Origin of the sequence: Citrobacter sp. CK195 (assembly GCF_030333365.1) — a bacterium.
Lineage (GTDB): Bacteria > Pseudomonadota > Gammaproteobacteria > Enterobacterales > Enterobacteriaceae > Citrobacter_B > Citrobacter_B koseri.
This window is the reverse complement of the sequence record NZ_JAOWGB010000022.1, coordinates 12,706-29,115: the sequence shown is the minus strand read 5'-3', so window position 1 is coordinate 29,115 and position 16,410 is coordinate 12,706. Positions and strand designations below refer to the sequence as shown.

27 protein-coding genes are annotated in these 16,410 nt (G+C 53.4%); all 27 read left to right on the top strand.

All coding sequences use genetic code 11. From position 1 onward, the window contains the following. Positions 1 to 82: 82 nt before the first annotated feature. The 27 genes from OGX93_RS05025 to OGX93_RS04895 all read left to right on the top strand — a co-directional run bounded on the left by OGX93_RS05025 (position 83) and on the right by OGX93_RS04895 (position 16,368). Positions 83 to 760: a Rha family transcriptional regulator gene (locus OGX93_RS05025; RefSeq protein WP_286487792.1), complete on the top strand. Its 678-nt coding sequence runs from the start codon at positions 83 to 85 to the stop codon at positions 758 to 760. Between the two features lie 606 nt (positions 761 to 1,366). Beyond that, positions 1,367 to 1,759 (top strand): phage holin family protein, encoded by a 393-nt coding sequence (locus OGX93_RS05020; RefSeq protein WP_047462987.1) that lies wholly within the window; start codon positions 1,367 to 1,369, stop codon positions 1,757 to 1,759. After that, a complete protein-coding gene (locus tag OGX93_RS05015) occupies positions 1,749 to 2,027 on the top strand; it encodes a phage holin family protein (protein WP_115625647.1) in 279 nt (92 codons plus the stop codon). The genes OGX93_RS05020 and OGX93_RS05015 overlap by 11 nt, the downstream gene beginning before the upstream one ends. Positions 2,028 to 2,185: 158 nt before the next feature. Next, on the top strand, positions 2,186 to 2,815 hold the full coding sequence (locus tag OGX93_RS05010; RefSeq protein ID WP_286487791.1) for a glycoside hydrolase family 19 protein: 630 nt from the start codon (positions 2,186 to 2,188) through the stop codon (positions 2,813 to 2,815). A 7-nt stretch (positions 2,816 to 2,822) separates the two neighbouring features. After that, complete coding sequence (locus OGX93_RS05005) at positions 2,823 to 3,092, top strand: hypothetical protein (RefSeq protein ID WP_192466404.1); 270 nt, start codon at positions 2,823 to 2,825, stop codon at positions 3,090 to 3,092. Next, a complete protein-coding gene (locus OGX93_RS05000) occupies positions 3,049 to 3,255 on the top strand; it encodes a hypothetical protein (RefSeq protein ID WP_225622024.1) in 207 nt (68 codons plus the stop codon). The genes OGX93_RS05005 and OGX93_RS05000 overlap by 44 nt, the downstream gene beginning before the upstream one ends. After that, positions 3,233 to 3,463, top strand: a complete 231-nt coding sequence (locus OGX93_RS04995) for a hypothetical protein (RefSeq protein ID WP_114647309.1) — start codon at positions 3,233 to 3,235, stop codon at positions 3,461 to 3,463. Before OGX93_RS05000 ends, OGX93_RS04995 begins: the two co-directional genes overlap by 23 nt. 102 nt (positions 3,464 to 3,565) lie before the next feature. Then, positions 3,566 to 3,868: a hypothetical protein gene (locus OGX93_RS04990; RefSeq protein ID WP_200077434.1), complete on the top strand. Its 303-nt coding sequence runs from the start codon at positions 3,566 to 3,568 to the stop codon at positions 3,866 to 3,868. Next, positions 3,861 to 4,256: a hypothetical protein gene (locus OGX93_RS04985; protein ID WP_286487790.1), complete on the top strand. Its 396-nt coding sequence runs from the start codon at positions 3,861 to 3,863 to the stop codon at positions 4,254 to 4,256. Before OGX93_RS04990 ends, OGX93_RS04985 begins: the two co-directional genes overlap by 8 nt. Positions 4,257 to 4,299: 43 nt before the next feature. After that, complete coding sequence (locus OGX93_RS04980; RefSeq protein ID WP_286487789.1) at positions 4,300 to 4,839, top strand: hypothetical protein; 540 nt, start codon at positions 4,300 to 4,302, stop codon at positions 4,837 to 4,839. A gap of 7 nt (positions 4,840 to 4,846) precedes the next feature. Beyond that, positions 4,847 to 5,716, top strand: coding sequence for a glycosyltransferase family 9 protein (locus OGX93_RS04975; RefSeq protein ID WP_286487788.1), 870 nt, complete (start codon positions 4,847 to 4,849; stop codon positions 5,714 to 5,716). Next, positions 5,697 to 6,311 (top strand): methyltransferase domain-containing protein, encoded by a 615-nt coding sequence (locus OGX93_RS04970; RefSeq protein ID WP_200074531.1) that lies wholly within the window; start codon positions 5,697 to 5,699, stop codon positions 6,309 to 6,311. The genes OGX93_RS04975 and OGX93_RS04970 overlap by 20 nt, the downstream gene beginning before the upstream one ends. Before the next feature lies 1 nt (position 6,312). Further along, on the top strand, positions 6,313 to 6,675 hold the full coding sequence (locus tag OGX93_RS04965; RefSeq protein ID WP_200077430.1) for an HNH endonuclease: 363 nt from the start codon (positions 6,313 to 6,315) through the stop codon (positions 6,673 to 6,675). Between the two features lie 109 nt (positions 6,676 to 6,784). Next, positions 6,785 to 7,222 carry a phage terminase small subunit P27 family gene (locus OGX93_RS04960; RefSeq protein WP_200077462.1) on the top strand — a complete coding sequence of 146 codons (438 nt, stop codon included), beginning with the start codon at positions 6,785 to 6,787 and terminating at the stop codon, positions 7,220 to 7,222. Then, entirely contained in the window at positions 7,222 to 8,952 is a 1,731-nt protein-coding gene (locus OGX93_RS04955) for a terminase large subunit (RefSeq protein ID WP_200077429.1), read from the top strand. Before OGX93_RS04960 ends, OGX93_RS04955 begins: the two co-directional genes overlap by 1 nt. After that, positions 8,949 to 9,104 (top strand): hypothetical protein, encoded by a 156-nt coding sequence (locus OGX93_RS04950; RefSeq protein WP_200074534.1) that lies wholly within the window; start codon positions 8,949 to 8,951, stop codon positions 9,102 to 9,104. The genes OGX93_RS04955 and OGX93_RS04950 overlap by 4 nt, the downstream gene beginning before the upstream one ends. Continuing rightward, entirely contained in the window at positions 9,098 to 10,324 is a 1,227-nt protein-coding gene (locus OGX93_RS04945) for a phage portal protein (protein ID WP_048241144.1), read from the top strand. The genes OGX93_RS04950 and OGX93_RS04945 overlap by 7 nt, the downstream gene beginning before the upstream one ends. Continuing rightward, complete coding sequence (locus OGX93_RS04940) at positions 10,317 to 10,919, top strand: HK97 family phage prohead protease (protein ID WP_200090000.1); 603 nt, start codon at positions 10,317 to 10,319, stop codon at positions 10,917 to 10,919. The genes OGX93_RS04945 and OGX93_RS04940 overlap by 8 nt, the downstream gene beginning before the upstream one ends. 10 nt (positions 10,920 to 10,929) lie before the next feature. Continuing rightward, a complete protein-coding gene (locus tag OGX93_RS04935) occupies positions 10,930 to 12,159 on the top strand; it encodes a phage major capsid protein (RefSeq protein WP_200074537.1) in 1,230 nt (409 codons plus the stop codon). Between the two features lie 79 nt (positions 12,160 to 12,238). Next, the gene (locus OGX93_RS04930; protein ID WP_200074538.1) at positions 12,239 to 12,553 is read left to right on the top strand and encodes a head-tail connector protein; all 315 of its coding nucleotides are present in this window, start codon (positions 12,239 to 12,241) and stop codon (positions 12,551 to 12,553) included. After that, positions 12,550 to 12,954 (top strand): phage head closure protein, encoded by a 405-nt coding sequence (locus tag OGX93_RS04925; protein ID WP_286462661.1) that lies wholly within the window; start codon positions 12,550 to 12,552, stop codon positions 12,952 to 12,954. The genes OGX93_RS04930 and OGX93_RS04925 overlap by 4 nt, the downstream gene beginning before the upstream one ends. Beyond that, positions 12,926 to 13,438 carry a hypothetical protein gene (locus tag OGX93_RS04920; RefSeq protein WP_286462662.1) on the top strand — a complete coding sequence of 171 codons (513 nt, stop codon included), beginning with the start codon at positions 12,926 to 12,928 and terminating at the stop codon, positions 13,436 to 13,438. The genes OGX93_RS04925 and OGX93_RS04920 overlap by 29 nt, the downstream gene beginning before the upstream one ends. Next, positions 13,435 to 13,992 carry a phage tail terminator protein gene (locus OGX93_RS04915; protein WP_200077424.1) on the top strand — a complete coding sequence of 186 codons (558 nt, stop codon included), beginning with the start codon at positions 13,435 to 13,437 and terminating at the stop codon, positions 13,990 to 13,992. The genes OGX93_RS04920 and OGX93_RS04915 overlap by 4 nt, the downstream gene beginning before the upstream one ends. A gap of 27 nt (positions 13,993 to 14,019) precedes the next feature. Next, positions 14,020 to 14,178: a DUF2635 domain-containing protein gene (locus OGX93_RS04910; RefSeq protein WP_200077423.1), complete on the top strand. Its 159-nt coding sequence runs from the start codon at positions 14,020 to 14,022 to the stop codon at positions 14,176 to 14,178. Beyond that, positions 14,175 to 15,689 carry a phage tail sheath subtilisin-like domain-containing protein gene (locus OGX93_RS04905; RefSeq protein WP_286487787.1) on the top strand — a complete coding sequence of 505 codons (1,515 nt, stop codon included), beginning with the start codon at positions 14,175 to 14,177 and terminating at the stop codon, positions 15,687 to 15,689. The genes OGX93_RS04910 and OGX93_RS04905 overlap by 4 nt, the downstream gene beginning before the upstream one ends. After that, entirely contained in the window at positions 15,689 to 16,045 is a 357-nt protein-coding gene (locus OGX93_RS04900; RefSeq protein ID WP_200074544.1) for a phage tail tube protein, read from the top strand. The genes OGX93_RS04905 and OGX93_RS04900 overlap by 1 nt, the downstream gene beginning before the upstream one ends. After that, positions 16,042 to 16,368, top strand: a complete 327-nt coding sequence (locus OGX93_RS04895; RefSeq protein WP_286487786.1) for a phage tail assembly protein — start codon at positions 16,042 to 16,044, stop codon at positions 16,366 to 16,368. The genes OGX93_RS04900 and OGX93_RS04895 overlap by 4 nt, the downstream gene beginning before the upstream one ends. Positions 16,369 to 16,410 lie beyond the last annotated feature (42 nt).

Below are 16,410 nucleotides of genomic sequence, written 5' to 3'. Positions count from 1 at the left end.
GAGGAAGTCTGTTAGTGCTGGCGAGCCTCGGTGGGCTGATTTCCTGTGCGGCAAAGGTTCATCTCAAAGTAAGGTAAACGCCATGCAATTAGTTGAAATTAAAAAACTCGACCTTGTAACCAATTCCATTGCTATTGCTGATGGCGTAAAGCGCGATCACGATACGATAATCAAACTCATCGACCGCAATAAATCAGACCTGGAAGAATTTGGAAAGGTCGGATTTGAAATCCGAGCTGGTTACAATAACGCGAAGGTTCGTGTGGCGCTGCTGAACGAACAGCAAACCACTCTACTGATCACCTACATGCGTAATAACGATGTTGTCCGCAAGTTCAAAAAGAAACTGGTTGCTGAGTTCTTCACTATGCGCAGTGCGCTGGCGAAGAAGAAAATGGGTCGCAACACCGCCCGTCTGGAGTATCGTCCGATGAGCGATGCCATTAAGCATGAGCGCGAAACTCTGGGTAAGGAGATTAAGCCTTACCACTTCAGCAACGAAGCCGATTTGATTAACTGCATCGCGCTCGGTATGACGGCGGCAAAATTTCGTGTTTACCACGACATCGACAAAAAAGAGAACATCCGTGACTACCTGACGCCGGAGCAGATCCACTGCGTAACTGAGTTGCAGCGGGCCAATACAGTTTTCATTGGCATGGGCTGGGACTTTGAGCAGCGCAAAGAGGCGCTAAAGGGTGTATTTGATCGCAACCATCGCCAGCCGCTGATTGAAGAGCAATTTCGTTTGGCTGCATAATGAGTGGTCACTTCGACATACAGCTTAATCATCGAAACCCTGCCACGGCGGGGTTTTTCGTTGTTGGTTGTAATGGTAAGCTTTCTTCGTTGCGGTGAATCCCCCTATGCGGAGGGGCAACCAGTCAAAAGATACATCCTTTTGCAGGTCTGCTGACTGGAGCAGGCCTACCGGGAGGCACCCGGCACCGCAACACAATCCCAACCGCAAGCACGCTTCAATTCCTTCTCAGATGAGTTTTGTCGTTAATTCATGTAGCGGAGCGTGCTTCCGGTTGTGATGAATGCGCAGGCTGATGCGCTCGTGATAGTGGTCTCCGTCAGGAGGGAAGGTCACTGGAAGAAACCAGTAGGTGCTGGGGAGCTGAGAACAGCAGCCGGGAAACCGGGTGAAATGCACATTGATGAACCGAAAGCGACTATTCTGCGAAGACAGGCACCTTGATACGCAGATGACTGAATCCGAATAAACTGTCGCACTAATATTCCAGATGCCGGAGATCAGCACCGGCCATCACAACAGCATTACTTTTCCAGGCTACGCATTTGCGTGGCCTTTTTTCTTTCCCCTCGTACTGAGAGGACTCACAGCAATAGAGGGGGCTAAATGTCCGATCCTGTAACTGGCTCCGGCGCGATGCTCGGAGGTGGGCTGGTGGGTTCCGTAATTTACGGAATCTTCACTCATACCGATTTTGGCGTTGTATTTGGTGCGTTTGGTGGCGCGGTTTTCTACGTCGCAACGGCTGCAAATCTTACCCGTGGTCGTCTGGCTGCATACTTTATGACATCGTTCATTGTTGGGGTGCTCGGTGCGGGGTTACTGGGTTCGAAACTTTCAGCCTGGACGGGGTACAGTGACCGGCCACTTGATGCGCTTGGCGCCGTGATTGTATCGGCCATCACTATCAAGGTGCTGACATTCATCAACAGTCAGGATCTAAATAGCCTGTTCGGTATGCTTTCGCGTCTGCGCGGAGGAGGGGGTAATGTTAAATGATCCTTCTGCATTCTTTAATGCGTTAATTTGTGGGGTGATCGTGGTTGCGCTGATGTTCTACCAGCGCGGCAGCGCGAGACATCGCCCTCTGATATCGCTGGTGGCCTACTTCACAGTGCTGGTATATGCCAGCGTCCCATTCCGGTATCTGTTCGGCCTCTATCAGGAATCTCACTGGTTTGTGGTGTTGGGTAACGTACTAATTTGCGCCGCCGTGCTATGGGCGCGGGGAAACGTGGCACGTTTAATCAACATTCTTCAGAAATAAAAAAGTGGGTTGTAACGACATCACTACAACCCACAAAGGTTACATAAAGGTATTAGGATTTTTCTTGGTTGGAATTTTGAATCAAATTACATTTGAAAGCATCTCTGTTTCCCTTTTTTATCCCTATTAAATCTGGTAGTTTCCTGGCGGGTAATTTTATGAATCAATCACGATTTCAGAAGGCGGCTGGTATAAGCGCCGGATTATCTGCGCGCTGGTTTCCGCACATCGACGCGGCAATGAAAGAATTCGGCATCACTGCGCCGCTCGATCAGGCGATGTTCATCGCGCAGATGGGGCATGAGTCCGGCGGGTATGAAAAGCTGGTGGAAAGTCTGAACTACGCAGCCGATCGTCTTGTTCCCGTATTCGGCAAGCACCGTATCACGGCACAGCAGGCTGCCGCACTCGGCAGAACGGCAACGCAACCAGCTAATCAGAAAGCGATAGCCAATCTGGTTTACGGCGGCGAGTGGGGCAAAAAGAACCTAGGCAACCAGATTGCTGGTGACGGCTGGAAATATCGCGGGCGCGGGCTGAAGCAAATCACCGGGCTAAGCAACTATCGCAAATGCGGCATGGCGCTAAAACTGGATCTGGTCACACAGCCGGAATTGCTGGAACAGGACGAAAATGCAGCGCGTTCCGCAGCGTGGTTCTTTGCCACCAGCGGATGCCTTGTGTATTCCGGCGATGTGGAACGTATCACGATCATCATCAACGGCGGTAAAAACGGTCTTGATGACCGCCGTCGCCGTTTTAATCTGGCAAAAGCCGTGCTGGTGTGAGGCTGCTATGGGACTTGAAATGATTATCGGCCTGGCCGCAGCGGTGATTGCCGCTATCGCTGGTGCTTTTGGTTTCGGCCAGTTGCGCGGCACCAGTAAAGCGGAAGCCAAAGCCGAAATCCAGCGCACAGAAGAACGCGCGGCAGCTACTGAAGCCGTTGCAGAACGCCGGGTAGAGAAAACAAAAGGAGCCAGGGATGTACAGCAGACTGTTAATCATCTTCCTGATGACGATGTTGACCGTGAGTTGCGCGAAAACTTTACCCGCAAAACCTGAAGTAACGGACACGGCCTGTGACTGGGTGAATATCATCTACCTTACTGAACACGATATTGCCGTGCTGGATAAGCAGACCAAGCGCGACATCCTGGCCCATAACAAATCAGTGCAGGCTAACTGCAAGAAGGAGTCTGCCCGTGAACGCAGAGAACCTAAGTGAAGCGTATTACATCAATAACGAGATAAAAGAACTACAGCGACAGAAAAGTATTCTGGAGAGTGGTGCAGGGCTTGGGGTAACAATCCAATCTACCTATCAGGATAATGCCTTTTTGGATGCTATACGCCCACATGCTGTGGCTGAGCTTGACCGTCGTATTGAGGAAAAAAGAGCCGTACTGGTTAATTTAGGCGTCTCCTTCTCTTAATGTGACAGGCATTACAGCAGGCATTCACGGAGTGCCTGTGATAATGCTTAATTATGTTATGATTTCCTATATAGCAAAGTTGACCGTTTATTGGGAGAAATCATGGATAGTTTGTCCAACAAACAAATGATAGAGCATCTTTCTAGGTTCAGGGATGCCGGAGATAAGCTGTCTGAAGACATTTATAATATCTCAATACGCATCTTTGATCTGATATCAGAGACAGAAGCTCGTGAAAATCGCAGTGAGGGTGAGGATCTGATGCTCTCTCGTCTTAAGCAAATGATAGACTTATTGCTAGCCTCATCGAATGATTCACACAACTACAATGAATCGATGTGGAAAGACTATACAAAAGTAATCAAAGCCCTTGGTGTAAAAGCGGTGGATAAGTCTAATGATTGAAATTACGCCAATCACCGATAGCCTAAGCGATGCCCTTAAAAAAATTAAAGAGACCCAAGCTCAGCACGAAAGAGTGAAAAAAGAGGCTGATGAACAGGAGTTCTCTTCTCTCGGGGCATTACAGAGGGACGGGAAAACAAGAAGCGCCCTCACTTTTTGGTTCATGATTGGTTTTTTTGGTCTGATTGGAGGGTGTTTCTTTTTTACCCTTTGGTATAACGACAATGCTGTGCGATGGATTGTTGATTTGCATAAGCAAGGGCTGTATGAAGAAGCAAAAAATATAACCCTTTTAGAACTTGATAAGGTTCTTGCTGTGGTAATTGGGGCTCTTGGAACATCATTGGGCTTTATCATTGGTTATTATTTTAAAGATAAATCTCAATAAACCGCCTACGGGCGGTTTTTTATTGCCATAACGGGTATGCAGTATGGCTACTTTTGCATGTGTGGCTAGCGGCCCATCACTGACATACGATGATTGTCAGACACTTAATCAAGCCGATATTCCGATAATCGCGGTGAACAGTTCGTGGCAAGCGACTCCGTTTTGCGCCGCTATCTATGCGGCTGACTGCTGCTGGTGGGAAGAACACCACCGCATGATCGCTTCATCTGCTGAAAGATGGTGCGGCGATGAGTTTACCGCCCGCCGCTTTGGTATTAACTGCTTTCCCTCCGCGTTGCCTGGTTCCTTCAACTCCGGGCAACGCGCCATTGAACTGGCGCTCCATCTGGGCGCACACCGTGTTCTGCTTCTGGGGTACGACTGCTCAATACGGCACGGAACCCACTGGCACGGCAACCACCAGTTGCTGGCTAATCCGGATAAATTCAGCGTGGCGCGCTGGCATGATGAGTTCAGCCGCTTGCTGGCTATCGCTGGTGGTGCCGAAATTATTAACTGTTCCCGCTATACGCGGCTTACCTGCTTTCCCCGCCAGCCGTTAGAGGCTGCGCTTTCTCTGTAGGACATTTATGGCATTAAGACGAAAGGTCTGCATCCGAGGGATGTACGGGCTTGGTGATTCTATTTATCAGCGTGCGTTTGTGCGCCAGTTCCCCGGAGCGTTCCTGCGTACTCCATGGCCGGAGCTTTACTCTGATCTGGATGTGCGATTTGTCCGCTCCGGTACCAGCCTGCGAACGCAGCGTAAAAATGAAGAGGAAACGGGCTTGGTGTATGTGCGGGAACCGGCGCGCCCGTCAGAAGTCCTTACTATCTTCTATGGTCCGGAAGAGCTGAAGAAAGGTTCTATTGTTGACGCCATGACATGGCAGTTCGGCAAGGCGGCCAGCGTGTTCGATTTGCCGTCGTATGGTGAGTCACCAGTGACGGCGGATAAGCCGATCGCAGTGATTCGTCCTGCAACCGTCCGTAAAGAGTGGGCGAACCCGGCACGCAATCCTGATCCGAAATATCTGGCCGCTGCTGCCAGGGAACTGCGCAAGCATTTCTACGTAGTAAGCCTGGCTGATCTGGAAGACGGGGAAGAGTGGCTGGTGGGTGAGCCACCTGAAGCCGATTTGCAGCTGCACAGCGGCGAGCTGTCTCTAACCGAAATGCTGGCGCTGGTGGAACATGCCGCCGTTGTCGTTTCTGGTGTGGGCTGGGCGCTGCCTGCGGCAGTCTGCTACAAAACGCCTGTTTTCATCATTCAGGGCGGCTGCGGCGCCCACAATGCCCCGCATATCGTTACAGATCCTGAAATGGACCTGTCCCGTGTCGGCTGGGCGCAGCCCGATGATTACTGCATGTGCGCCAGCATGGAACACGACTGCAACAAGCACATCACAGGTTTTCTGGACAAATTCAAAGGCTGGTTACATGACACTGTTCTCAAATGAACTGCAAAACGGCCTGGTGTGGTTGCCCGAGCTGGGAATGGGACGTTATCCCGTTCCTGCTGACCGGCCCTATAACGCGGATTACTTCGCGCGCTATCAGGCGATGGCCGATACATCTATGGGGCAGCAACTGACGGCGGCACGTATTCAGCTTGTGATGCGCCACTATCAGGGGCCTGTACTGGATGTGGGGATCGGCTCAGGTCAGTTCGTCAGCAGTTACCCCGGCGCGCTGGGCTTCGATGTTAATCCTGCGGGCGTGGCCTGGCTGCATGAACGTAATGCTTACGCCGATCTGTATGCCAGCCGCTGGCGGGCGCTTACGATGTGGGATGTGCTGGAGCATATTGATGATCCGGAACGCGCGGTACGACAGGCGAAAGAGTTCGTTTTTGTTTCGCTACCGATATTTGACAACGCTGAACATATTCTGACTTCCCGCCATTACCGTAAGGATGAGCACATCTGGTACTGGACGCATGAAGGGCTGCTGATGTGGTTCGAAGCGCAGGGATTTACCTGTGTTGAGCACAACACGATTGAAAGCAGGCTGGGCCGCGACGGGATAAGCAGCTACGCATTCCGGAGGAAATAGCATGCCACCGAGAACGCCGAAAGCCTGTAGAAAACGAGGCTGCCGGAACACCACGACCGATCGCAGCGGCTACTGTGATGAGCATAAAGGTGATGGCTGGCAGCAGTACAAGCCCGGCCAGACACGCCACCAGCGAGGCTACGGAACTGCATGGGATCGACGGCGCATCCGGATACTGAAGCGTGATGGCGGGCTCTGTTGTGAGCACCGCAGGCAGGGGGTGGCTGTCGAGGCTCGCCACGTTGACCACATCATTCCTAAATCTCAGGGCGGCACGGATGATGATGCGAACCTGCAAAGTCTCTGCACCGCCTGCCACCGGGAGAAGACAGCCCGCGAAGGACGCAACAGGGGGGCGGGGTAAAATCTCTCCAGCCTTTGCCTTCCCGGACTGCCCGCCTCATCAAATTTTTACGCGCCCAAAATAAGAAACTTTTTTCGGGAAGGTTTTGCCTATTGATAAAGGGGATTTTATGGGGGGTGTTGTTAGATCTTCAGGTGGAGGTCGAAAACGGATTTTACCCGTCGGACAAAAAAGCAAACTGACCAGGATCGCGCCGCCTGATGAACTGATGGGGGATGTCGCGATCCGTCTCTGGAAAACACAGAGCAAAATTTTAATTGAACGCGGCGTGTTTGAACTGGAGGACGCCCCGATTTTGCTGGCGTACTGCAATGCGTTTCATCTGATGCTTGAAGCCGAAAATATTATTGCGAAAGACGGCCTGACGGTATCCAGCGAAATGGGCGGTGAAAAAAAACACCCGGCCATTAATGTCAGAAATGACTCTGTATCGCAACTCGCCCGTCTGGGTTCACTTCTTGGGTTAGACCCGCTCAGCCGCATTCGTATGACCAGCGGCAAAAATGATCCGGACGATGAAGGGAATGAATTTGATGAGTTTGACTGATGGCTACATATCCGAACGTCAATGCGGCGAACCAGTATGCGCGGGACGTCGTGAACGGGAAGATTCTGGCCTGCCGGTTAACCATTCTTGCCTGTCAGCGACATCTGGACGATCTGGAGCGCGCTAAAGATCCAAAATGGCCTTACCGCTTCGATAAAAATAAGGCAGAGCGATTTCTGCGATTTGCCCAGAAAATGCCGCATACCTCCGGCGAATGGGCGCGCAGAAAGCTGCGTATTGAGTTTGAACCCTGGCAAAAGTTTTCTCTGGGCGTGCCGTTCGGCTGGGTACGCAGGGATAACGGGTTTCGCCGGTTCACGGAAATATACATTGAGGTGCCGCGTAAAAACGGTAAATCGGCGATTGCTGCCGCTGTCGGGAATTACATGTTCTGCGCTGATGGCGAGTATGCGGCGGAAGTTTACTGTGGCGCCACGACCGAAAAACAGGCGTGGAAAGTGTTTGCACCCGCGCTGGCGATGGTGAAGAAACTCCCGTCACTGCGTCAGAAATTCAGCATCAAGCCCTGGGCGAAGAAAATGACCCGCCCTGATGGTTCGTTGTTTGCACCCGTTATCGGTGACCCCGGCGACGGCGATTCACCGTCCTGCGCCATCATCGATGAGTATCACGAGCATGATACTGATGCGCTCTATACCACGATGACCACCGGGATGGGGGCGCGTGAACAGCCCATCACGCTGATCATCACGACAGCGGGCTTTGATATTGCTTCCCCCTGCTATGAGAAACGCGCACAGGTTGTCGAGATACTGGAACGCATCAGGGAAGGGGGCGAAAACGAGGCTATTTTTGGGATTATTTATACCCTTGATGACGAAGACGACTGGACTCAGCCGGAAGCACTCATTAAGGCGAATCCAAACTATGGCGTGTCGATAAAAGACAGTTTTCTCAGGGCGAAGCAGTTGCTGGCGATGTCCACGCCGAGCCAGACCAACAAGATCCTGACGAAACACTTCAATAAATGGGTAAGTTCTAAAGCGGCTTACTACAACTTACAGAAGTGGATGGCAGCAGCGGATAAGACGCTGAAATTGTCAGACTTTGCCGGGGAAGAGTGTTATCTTGGCATCGACCTGGCATCAAAACTGGATCTGAACGCCGTCGTGCCGATTTTTCGGCGAGAAATAGACGGCCTGAGCCATTACTACTGTGTTTCGCCTCTCTTCTGGGTGCCGGAAGATACCGTATACGCCACGGACCCGGCGTTGAAAACGATCGCCGACCGTTACCAGTCCTTTGTTAATCAGGGCGTGCTGGTTCCGTCGGACGGGGCTGAGGTGGATTACCGCCTTATTTTCGAAGCGATCCTGAAATTACGTGAAACCGTGAAAATAGCGGCGAGCCCGATTGACCCTTATGGCGCCACAGGCCTTTCCCATATGTTGCAGGATGAAGGGCTGGAGCCCGTCACCATCACCCAGAACTACACCAACATGAGCGACCCGATGCGGGAGATTGAGGCCGCGATCGCTGCTGGCCGCTTCCATCACGACGGTAATCCGCTGATGACATGGTGTGTGTCAAACGTTGTCGGGAAGTATCTGCCTGGCAGTGATGATGTTGTCCGCCCGGTCAAAGAGGGCGGTGGTAACAAAATCGATGGTGCCGTCGGCATGATGATGGGTGTTGGCCGCGCAATGCTGAACGAGCCAAAAGATTTTCTCTCCAATCTCGATCCAGACGAGGACGTTTTATTCCTGTGAAATCACTAATTATCGATGTCGCCGGGCTGTCTGGCTTTGGCGCGCTGGTGGGCGGTATTTACCTAAAATACGGCGCCGCGACTGCGCTTATGGCTGGCGGTGCCGGGCTTCTGTTATGGGCGCTGCTGGCAGCAAGGGGATCAAAATGCTGATTAATGCCATGTTCAGAAGCAACTCGCTTGAAAATCCGGCTGTTCCGTTGACTGCTGAAGCGGCCGAAAACGACGGGATTTTTAACGGTGACGTGATCGTTAACCCCAAAACGGCGATGAAGCTGGCGGCGGTGTATGCCTGTATTTACGTCATTTCCTCTAACGTTGCCCAGATGCCGCTACACGTTATGCGGCGAACCGGGAAGTTTGTGGAGCCTGCGCGGGATCACCCCGTTTTTTATCTGGTTCATGATGAGCCGAACGACTGGCAAACCAGCTATAAATGGCGCGAGCTGAAACAGCGCCATATCCTCGGCTGGGGAAATGGCTATACCCACGTTAAGCGTAATCGCCGGGGTGAAGTTATCCAGCTTGAAGCCTGCATGCCATGGGAAACGACACTGCTGAATACTGGCGGGCGCTACACCTACGGCATGTACAACGAAGAGGGCTCTTTTGCTATCAGCCCTGACGACATGATCCACATCCGGGCGCTGGGGAATAACCAGAAGATGGGGCTGAGTCCGATACTCCAGCACGCCGAAACGATCGGTATGGGGATGAGCGGGCAGAAATATACCGAGAGCTTTTTTAGCGGGAATGCCCGTCCGGCGGGGATTGTGTCGGTAAAAGGGGAACTTAACGACAACTCCTGGGATCGTCTCAAAAAGATGTGGCAGAAAGCCTCTGCCATGCTGCGCAGCCAGGAAAACAGAACCATGTTGCTGCCGGCAGAGCTGGATTATAAAGCTCTGACCGTCTCCCCTGTTGATGCCCAGCTCATCGACATGATGAAGCTTAACCGTTCAATGATTGCCGGAATTTTCAACGTACCGGCACACATGATTAACGACCTGGAAAAAGCGACATTCTCCAATATCTCCGAGCAGGCCATTCAGTTTGTGCGTTACACGATGATGCCCTGGGTAACGAACTGGGAGCAGGAGATAAACCGTCGTCTGTTCACCCGCGCCGAGCGGGAGGCCGGGTATTACGTCCGCTTTAACCTGACAGGCCTGCTGCGCGGCACGCCGAAAGAGCGTGCTCAGTTCTACCACTTTGCCATCACTGATGGCTGGATGAGCCGCAACGAGGCTCGCGCCTTTGAGGATATGAACCCTAAAGACGGGCTCGACGAGATGCTGGTGAGCGTCAACGCCGCAGATCCGGCAAAAGATTTTAAAGACGACGATAAAACGGAGGGCAATTCCGATGAGTGACGATCGGGAAATACGCTGCTACAGCGGCGAAGTCAGGGCCGAGCAGCACGATCAACAGCCGACGCGCATTATCGGTTATGGCTCGGTGTTTAATTCGCGCTCTGAACCGCTATGGGGGTTCCGCGAAATTATCAAGCCAGGCTCGTTTGATGACGTGCTGGGCGACGATGTACGTGGCCTGTTCAACCATGATCCTAACTTTATTCTGGGGCGCAGTGCGTCCGGTACGCTGACGGTTTCGACCGATGAGCGTGGTTTGCGTTACGACATCGAAGCACCCGATACCCAGACCATCCGCGATCTGGTGCTGGCACCGATGCTGCGCGGCGACATCAACCAGTCCAGTTTTGCCTTCAAGGTCGCCCGGGACGGCGAGCGCTGGTATGAGGATGAAGAGGGCGTGGTTATTCGTGAGATTTCGCGTTTCTCGCGTCTCTTTGATGTCAGCCCCGTAACGTATCCGGCGTACCAGGAAGCTGATTCCGGGGTTCGCTCCCTGAAAGCCTGGCAGGAAGCACGCGACAGCGGCGCGCTGAAGCTTGCCATTAACCAACGAATGGCGCGTGAGCGCGTCCTGACACTTCTTAATGCATAAGGAAACATCCATGAAGCTTCATGAAATGAAACAAAAGCGCAATACCATCGCGACCGAAATGCGTGCGCTGAATGAAAAGATCGGCGATAACGCCTGGACTGATGAGCAGCGCACTGAATGGAATAAGGCTAAAACCGAGCTGGAAGGGCTGGATGAGCGTATTGCCCGCGAAGAAGAGTTGCGCGATATGGATCAGAAATACATCGATGATAAAAGCGATGAGCAGCGCGACAATCTGGATAAGGATAACGGTAAAAAGCCGGATGAACAGCGCGGCCAGATTTTTGATAAATGGATGCGCCACGGTGCCAGTGAGCTGACCGCTGAAGAGCGTAAGGCCCTGCGTGAGCTGCGTGCTCAGGGTGTCGCGCCGGATGAAAAGGGCGGCTATACCGTGCCGGACACTTTCCTTGCGAAAGTCGTCGAGCAGATGAAGGCTTACGGTGGTATCGCCAGCGTGGCGCAGATCCTGACAACCTCCGACGGACGCACTATGGAATGGGCAACGGCTGACGGTACAGCCGAGGTCGGTGTCCTGCTTGGCGAGAATGAAGAAGCCGGTGAAGAAGATACCGAATTTGGCATGGACAGCCTGGGCGCGCTGAAAATGACCTCCAAAATCATCCGCGTGTCTAACGAACTGTTGCAGGACAGCGCGATCGACATGGAAGCTTATCTTGCCCGCCGCATTGCAGAGCGTATCGGCCGTGGTGAAGCGCGTTATCTGATTCAGGGTACCGGTGCCGGCACACCGAAACAGCCGAAAGGTCTGGCCGCCTCCGTGAGTGGCACCACGCAGACTGCGGCTGCCGCTGCGGTGAAGTGGCAGGAAATTCTGGCGCTGAAGCACAGCATTGATCCGGCATACCGTCGCGGTCCGAAGTTCCGCCTGGCATTTAACGACAATACGCTGAAACTCATCAGCGAGATGGAAGATGGTCAGGGGCGTCCGCTGTGGCTGCCGGATATCGTTGGCGTGGCGCCAGCCTCTGTGCTGAATGTGCCGTATGTTATCGATCAGGAGATTGATGATATCGGGGCGGGTAAAAAATTCATGTTCTGCGGTGACTTTGACCGCTTTATTATCCGCCGCGTGCGCTACATGATCCTGAAACGCCTGGTGGAACGTTACGCTGAGTTTGATCAGACCGGCTTCCTGGCGTTCCATCGCTTCGACTGCATCCTGGAAGACACCTCCGCCATTAAAGCGCTGGTGGGCAAAGGCAGCGCCAGCAGCTGATAACCTTTATCACGGAACAACAGTCCGCCGCGTAATGCGGTTTTTTTGTGCCCGCAATCTGGCGGGCACAGGAGGCTTTATGCTGCTGAAGATGGAAGAAATCAAACTCCAGCTCCGGCTGGACGAGGATTTTACCGACGAGGACAGCCTGCTGGAGTTGCTGGGAAACGCGGTACAGAGCCGGACTGAGAATTTTCTCAACCGTAAGCTGTATGCAACTGAACCAACTGACGATCCCGACGGGCTGGTGATGTCGGATGACGTGAAGCTGGCCTTACTGATGCTTGTCACCCACTTCTACGAGAACCGCTCGGCGGTCACTGAGGTTGAAAAACTTGAGTTACCGATGAGCTTCAAATGGCTGGTCGGGCCTTACAGGTATATCCCGCTATGAAACTCAGACAGGCGCAGACCAGCGCGACCTACATTTTGCCGGACCCGGGCGAACTGGATAAGCGCGTTACCATTCGCCTGCGGGTGGATGAGCCGGATGATGATTTTGGCGTGTCCCCCACGTATCCGGATGAAATCCGTACCTGGGCAAAGATGGCGCAACCCGGTGCTGCTGCTTACCAGGGTTCCGTGCAGACAGAGAACACCGTAACGCACTATTTCACGATCCGCCGGCGCCGGAATATTACCGCCGATCATGAGGTGGTCTGTGACGGTCAGAGTTACCGCATCCGACGTGTGCGTGACCTGAACAGTAAGCGCCGCTTTTTGCTGCTTGAATGCGAGGAACTCGGCACGGATCGGGGAGCTGGCTATGCAGAACAAAGCATTTTTACACGTTGATTTTGAACAGCCGAAAGAGCTGGTTTTCAATCGCGCCCGCATGCGACGGGCGTTTGTCACCATTGGTCAGGTACATATGCGGGATGCCCGCCGTCTGGTCATGCGTCGGGGACGCTCTGCACCTGGCGAAAACCCGGCATACCGTACAGGGAAACTGGCCCGCTCAATAGGTTATTACGTTCCTCGCGCATCCAGACGACGCCCAGGTTTGATGGTGAAGATTGCTCCCAACCAGAAGAACGGTGAGGGGAATCGCCATATTTCCGGTGCCTTTTATCCGGCGTTTCTGTTCTACGGCGTGCGCCGTGGCGCGAAACGTAAAAAAGGCCATCATCGCGGTGCGTCCGGTGGCAGTGGCTGGAGAATCGCCCCACGCAATAACTATATGGCGGAGGTGCTGGAGCGGCGCCGCAGCTGGACCCGCTATGTGCTGTCGCGTGAGTTGCGCAGGTCCCTGCGTCCCCAGAGAAGGAAAAAGAAATGAAACTGACACCCATTGTGGCCGCGCTGCGTGGCCGCTGCCCGCGTTTTGAAAATCGTGTGGGTGGTGCCGCGCAGTTTAAAGCGATCCCGGAGTCCGGAAAGCTGAAACTGCCCGCCGCCTATGTCGTACCGTCAGAGGATGTGACAGGGGAACAACGTTCCCAGACAGACTACTGGCAGGATTTGACGGAGGGCTTTTCCGTTATTGTCGTCCTCAGTAATGAGCGCGACGAAAAAGGCCAGTGGGCATCTTATGATGCGGTGCATGATGTTCGTCATGAACTCTGGAAAGCCCTGCTGGGCTGGTGTCCGGATCCGAACGCCCATGAAATTCAGTACGCTGGCGGCATGCTGCTGGAGCTGAACCGCTATGAACTTTATTACCAGTTCGACTTCACGGTGAAGTATGAGATCGACGAGGCAGACACACGCCAGCAGGACGATCTTGACGCGCTGGATGATCTGAAACTGATTAGCATCGATGTGGACTACATCGATCCCGGCGACGGGCCGGACGGTAATATTGAACACCGCGCTGAAATCTCATTCCCGTAATCACCCCACACCTGACTGGAAAAAATAATGTTTGTGAAACCCAAAGAGGGGCGGTCCGTTCCGGATCCCGCCCGAGGCGACCTTTTGCCTGCTGCCGGGCGAAATGTTGAGGAAAGCGCCTGGTGGTACCGCCGGGAAGCCGCCGGTGACATCGAGAAAATCTCACGTAAAGGGGATAAAAAATGACCGTAAGCTTTAACACTATACCGGCGGATAACCGGGTGCCGCTGTTTTATGCCGAAATGGATAACAGCGCGGCGAATACCGCCCAGGGTGGTGCTCCCTCCCTCCTTATCGGGATGGCATTACCGGAATCAGATATGCCGCTGAATCAGCTGGTGATCATGCCATCGAAGGACCTGGCAAAAAAAATGGCAGGCCGTGGCAGCCAGCTGGCGCGTATGGTTGAAGCATATCGCCAGGTTGATCCGTTCGGAGAACTCTGGGTGATTGCCGTACCTGATAATGGCGAGGTGGCAACCGGTACAGTGACGGTTACCGGCACCGTGACAGATGCTGGTTCCGTGAATCTTTATGTCGGTACCCGTAAGGTGCAGGTGACGGTGGCGACGGGGGACACTGGCGATCAGGTAGCACAGGCGCTGGTGAGTGTTATCAACAACTATCCTGATTTGCCTGTGAGTGCTGAATACCAGGGTACATCCGGCGGAGACGCTCAGGGTACCGTTAATCTTTCTGCGGTGAACAGCGGGACGGTGGGCAACAGCATCCCGTTAACCCTGAACTACTACGGTACCGCCAGCGGTGAAGAAACTCCCGCCGGGCTGAGTATCCAGATCGGCAAAATGAGCGGTGGTGCAGGCGATCCTGACCTGTCTGAGTCGATTGCCGCGATGGGGGACGAGCCTTTTGACTATATCGGCCTGCCGTTCAGTGATGCGAACTCCCTTCAGGCGATGTCTGTTGAAATGAACGACAGCTCCGGACGCTGGAGCTACATTCGCCAGCTTTATGGTCATGTCTACACGGCCAGGACCGGAACGCTGTCTGAGCTGGTGACCTATGGTGATACGTTCAACTATCAGCACATCACCATTGCCGGTTATGAGAAAGAGGTACAGACGTGTGTTGATGAGCTGGTGGGCTATCGTCTGGCGCGGGCAGCTGTTTTCCTGCGTATCGATCCGGCACGTCCTACGCAGACCGGAGAACTCACCGGTGCGCTACCTGCACCAACCGGCAAGCGCTTTACCATCACCGAGCAGCAGTCCCTGCTGATGCATGGGATTGCGACCGCGTACACGGAAGCTGGCGTGCTGCGCATCCAGCGTGACATCACCACTTACAAAACCAATGCCTACGGTGTGGCGGATAACAGCTATCTCGACAGCGAGACGCTGCATACCAGCGCTTATGTGCTGCGCCGCCTGAAATCGGTGATCACCAGCAAATATGGCCGCCATAAACTGGCGAACGACGGTACCCGCTTCGGTCCCGGCCAGGCGATTGTCACGCCAGCCGTTATCCGTGGTGAGCTGGGTTCAACGTACCGACAACTGGAACGTGAGGGCATTGTGGAAAACTTTGACCTGTTCCAGCAATACCTGATTGTTGAGCGTAACGCGAACGATCCGAACCGTCTGGATGTGCTGTTCCCGCCGGATTATGTCAACCAGCTGCGCGTGTTTGCTGTGCTTAACCAGTTCCGCCTGCAATACAACGAGGAGGCCGCATAATGGCAAAGATTGCTGGAACGACGTATTTCAAAATTGACGGCCAGCAGCTGTCGATCACCGGGGGTATTGAAGTCCCCATGAACACAAAAGTCCGTGATGACGTGATCGGCCTGGACGGTTCTGTTGACTACAAGGAGACAAGCCGGGCTGCGTATACGAAGGTCACGGCCAAAGTGCCGAAGAACTTCCCTGTCAGCAAAATCACATCGTCTGATGCCATGACCATCACATCAGAGCTGGCAAATGGTCAGGTGTACGTTCTCTCAAACGCCTGGCTGCACGGCGAGGCCAACCATAACCCCGAAGAGGGCACGGTGGATCTGGAGTTCCACGGTGAGGAAGGATTTTACCAATGACAAAAGAACTGGTGCTTAAAAAGCCGATTATGGCGCACAACGAAAAGCTTCATGTGCTGGAGCTGCGTGAGCCGTCCTATGATGAAATTGAGGCGACGGGGTTTCCGTTTACTGTTTCCGCTGAAGGGGCGGTAAAACTGGACAGTTTCGTCGCGCTGAAATATCTCCCGCTACTTGCCGGGATCCCCCGTTCTTCGGCAGCGCAGCTGACAAAACTGGATATTTTCAAAGGCTGCATGCTGATCCTCAATTTTTTTACCCAATCGGAGACGGAGGAAACCTCAGAAGCCGGCTCTACAACACAGCACACTACTGGCGAATAAACCCCCTTGAACTCCGGCGGGCGGCTATATCCGATTTTCTGG

Excerpts from the sequence above, each read along its gene's own strand:
- OGX93_RS04935 (WP_200074537.1), top strand. The coding sequence starts at position 10,930 with ATGAAGCTTCATGAAATGAAACAAAAGCGCAATACCATCGCGACCGAA.
- OGX93_RS04945 (WP_048241144.1), top strand. The coding sequence starts at position 9,098 with ATGCTGATTAATGCCATGTTCAGAAGCAACTCGCTTGAAAATCCGGCT.
- OGX93_RS04905 (WP_286487787.1), top strand. The coding sequence starts at position 14,175 with ATGACCGTAAGCTTTAACACTATACCGGCGGATAACCGGGTGCCGCTG.
- OGX93_RS05000 (WP_225622024.1), top strand. The coding sequence starts at position 3,049 with ATGTTGACCGTGAGTTGCGCGAAAACTTTACCCGCAAAACCTGAAGTA.
- OGX93_RS04975 (WP_286487788.1), top strand. The coding sequence starts at position 4,847 with ATGGCATTAAGACGAAAGGTCTGCATCCGAGGGATGTACGGGCTTGGT.
- OGX93_RS04955 (WP_200077429.1), top strand. The coding sequence starts at position 7,222 with ATGGCTACATATCCGAACGTCAATGCGGCGAACCAGTATGCGCGGGAC.
- OGX93_RS05005 (WP_192466404.1), top strand. The coding sequence starts at position 2,823 with ATGGGACTTGAAATGATTATCGGCCTGGCCGCAGCGGTGATTGCCGCT.
- OGX93_RS04965 (WP_200077430.1), top strand. The coding sequence starts at position 6,313 with ATGCCACCGAGAACGCCGAAAGCCTGTAGAAAACGAGGCTGCCGGAAC.
- OGX93_RS04970 (WP_200074531.1), top strand. The coding sequence starts at position 5,697 with ATGACACTGTTCTCAAATGAACTGCAAAACGGCCTGGTGTGGTTGCCC.
- OGX93_RS04990 (WP_200077434.1), top strand. The coding sequence starts at position 3,566 with ATGGATAGTTTGTCCAACAAACAAATGATAGAGCATCTTTCTAGGTTC.
- OGX93_RS04920 (WP_286462662.1), top strand. The coding sequence starts at position 12,926 with ATGCAGAACAAAGCATTTTTACACGTTGATTTTGAACAGCCGAAAGAG.
- OGX93_RS05025 (WP_286487792.1), top strand. The coding sequence starts at position 83 with ATGCAATTAGTTGAAATTAAAAAACTCGACCTTGTAACCAATTCCATT.
- OGX93_RS05010 (WP_286487791.1), top strand. The coding sequence starts at position 2,186 with ATGAATCAATCACGATTTCAGAAGGCGGCTGGTATAAGCGCCGGATTA.
- OGX93_RS05015 (WP_115625647.1), top strand. The coding sequence starts at position 1,749 with ATGTTAAATGATCCTTCTGCATTCTTTAATGCGTTAATTTGTGGGGTG.
- OGX93_RS04960 (WP_200077462.1), top strand. The coding sequence starts at position 6,785 with ATGGGGGGTGTTGTTAGATCTTCAGGTGGAGGTCGAAAACGGATTTTA.
- OGX93_RS04895 (WP_286487786.1), top strand. The coding sequence starts at position 16,042 with ATGACAAAAGAACTGGTGCTTAAAAAGCCGATTATGGCGCACAACGAA.
- OGX93_RS04980 (WP_286487789.1), top strand. The coding sequence starts at position 4,300 with ATGGCTACTTTTGCATGTGTGGCTAGCGGCCCATCACTGACATACGAT.
- OGX93_RS04985 (WP_286487790.1), top strand. The coding sequence starts at position 3,861 with ATGATTGAAATTACGCCAATCACCGATAGCCTAAGCGATGCCCTTAAA.
- OGX93_RS04900 (WP_200074544.1), top strand. The coding sequence starts at position 15,689 with ATGGCAAAGATTGCTGGAACGACGTATTTCAAAATTGACGGCCAGCAG.
- OGX93_RS04940 (WP_200090000.1), top strand. The coding sequence starts at position 10,317 with ATGAGTGACGATCGGGAAATACGCTGCTACAGCGGCGAAGTCAGGGCC.
- OGX93_RS04930 (WP_200074538.1), top strand. The coding sequence starts at position 12,239 with ATGCTGCTGAAGATGGAAGAAATCAAACTCCAGCTCCGGCTGGACGAG.
- OGX93_RS05020 (WP_047462987.1), top strand. The coding sequence starts at position 1,367 with ATGTCCGATCCTGTAACTGGCTCCGGCGCGATGCTCGGAGGTGGGCTG.
- OGX93_RS04915 (WP_200077424.1), top strand. The coding sequence starts at position 13,435 with ATGAAACTGACACCCATTGTGGCCGCGCTGCGTGGCCGCTGCCCGCGT.
- OGX93_RS04910 (WP_200077423.1), top strand. The coding sequence starts at position 14,020 with ATGTTTGTGAAACCCAAAGAGGGGCGGTCCGTTCCGGATCCCGCCCGA.
- OGX93_RS04925 (WP_286462661.1), top strand. The coding sequence starts at position 12,550 with ATGAAACTCAGACAGGCGCAGACCAGCGCGACCTACATTTTGCCGGAC.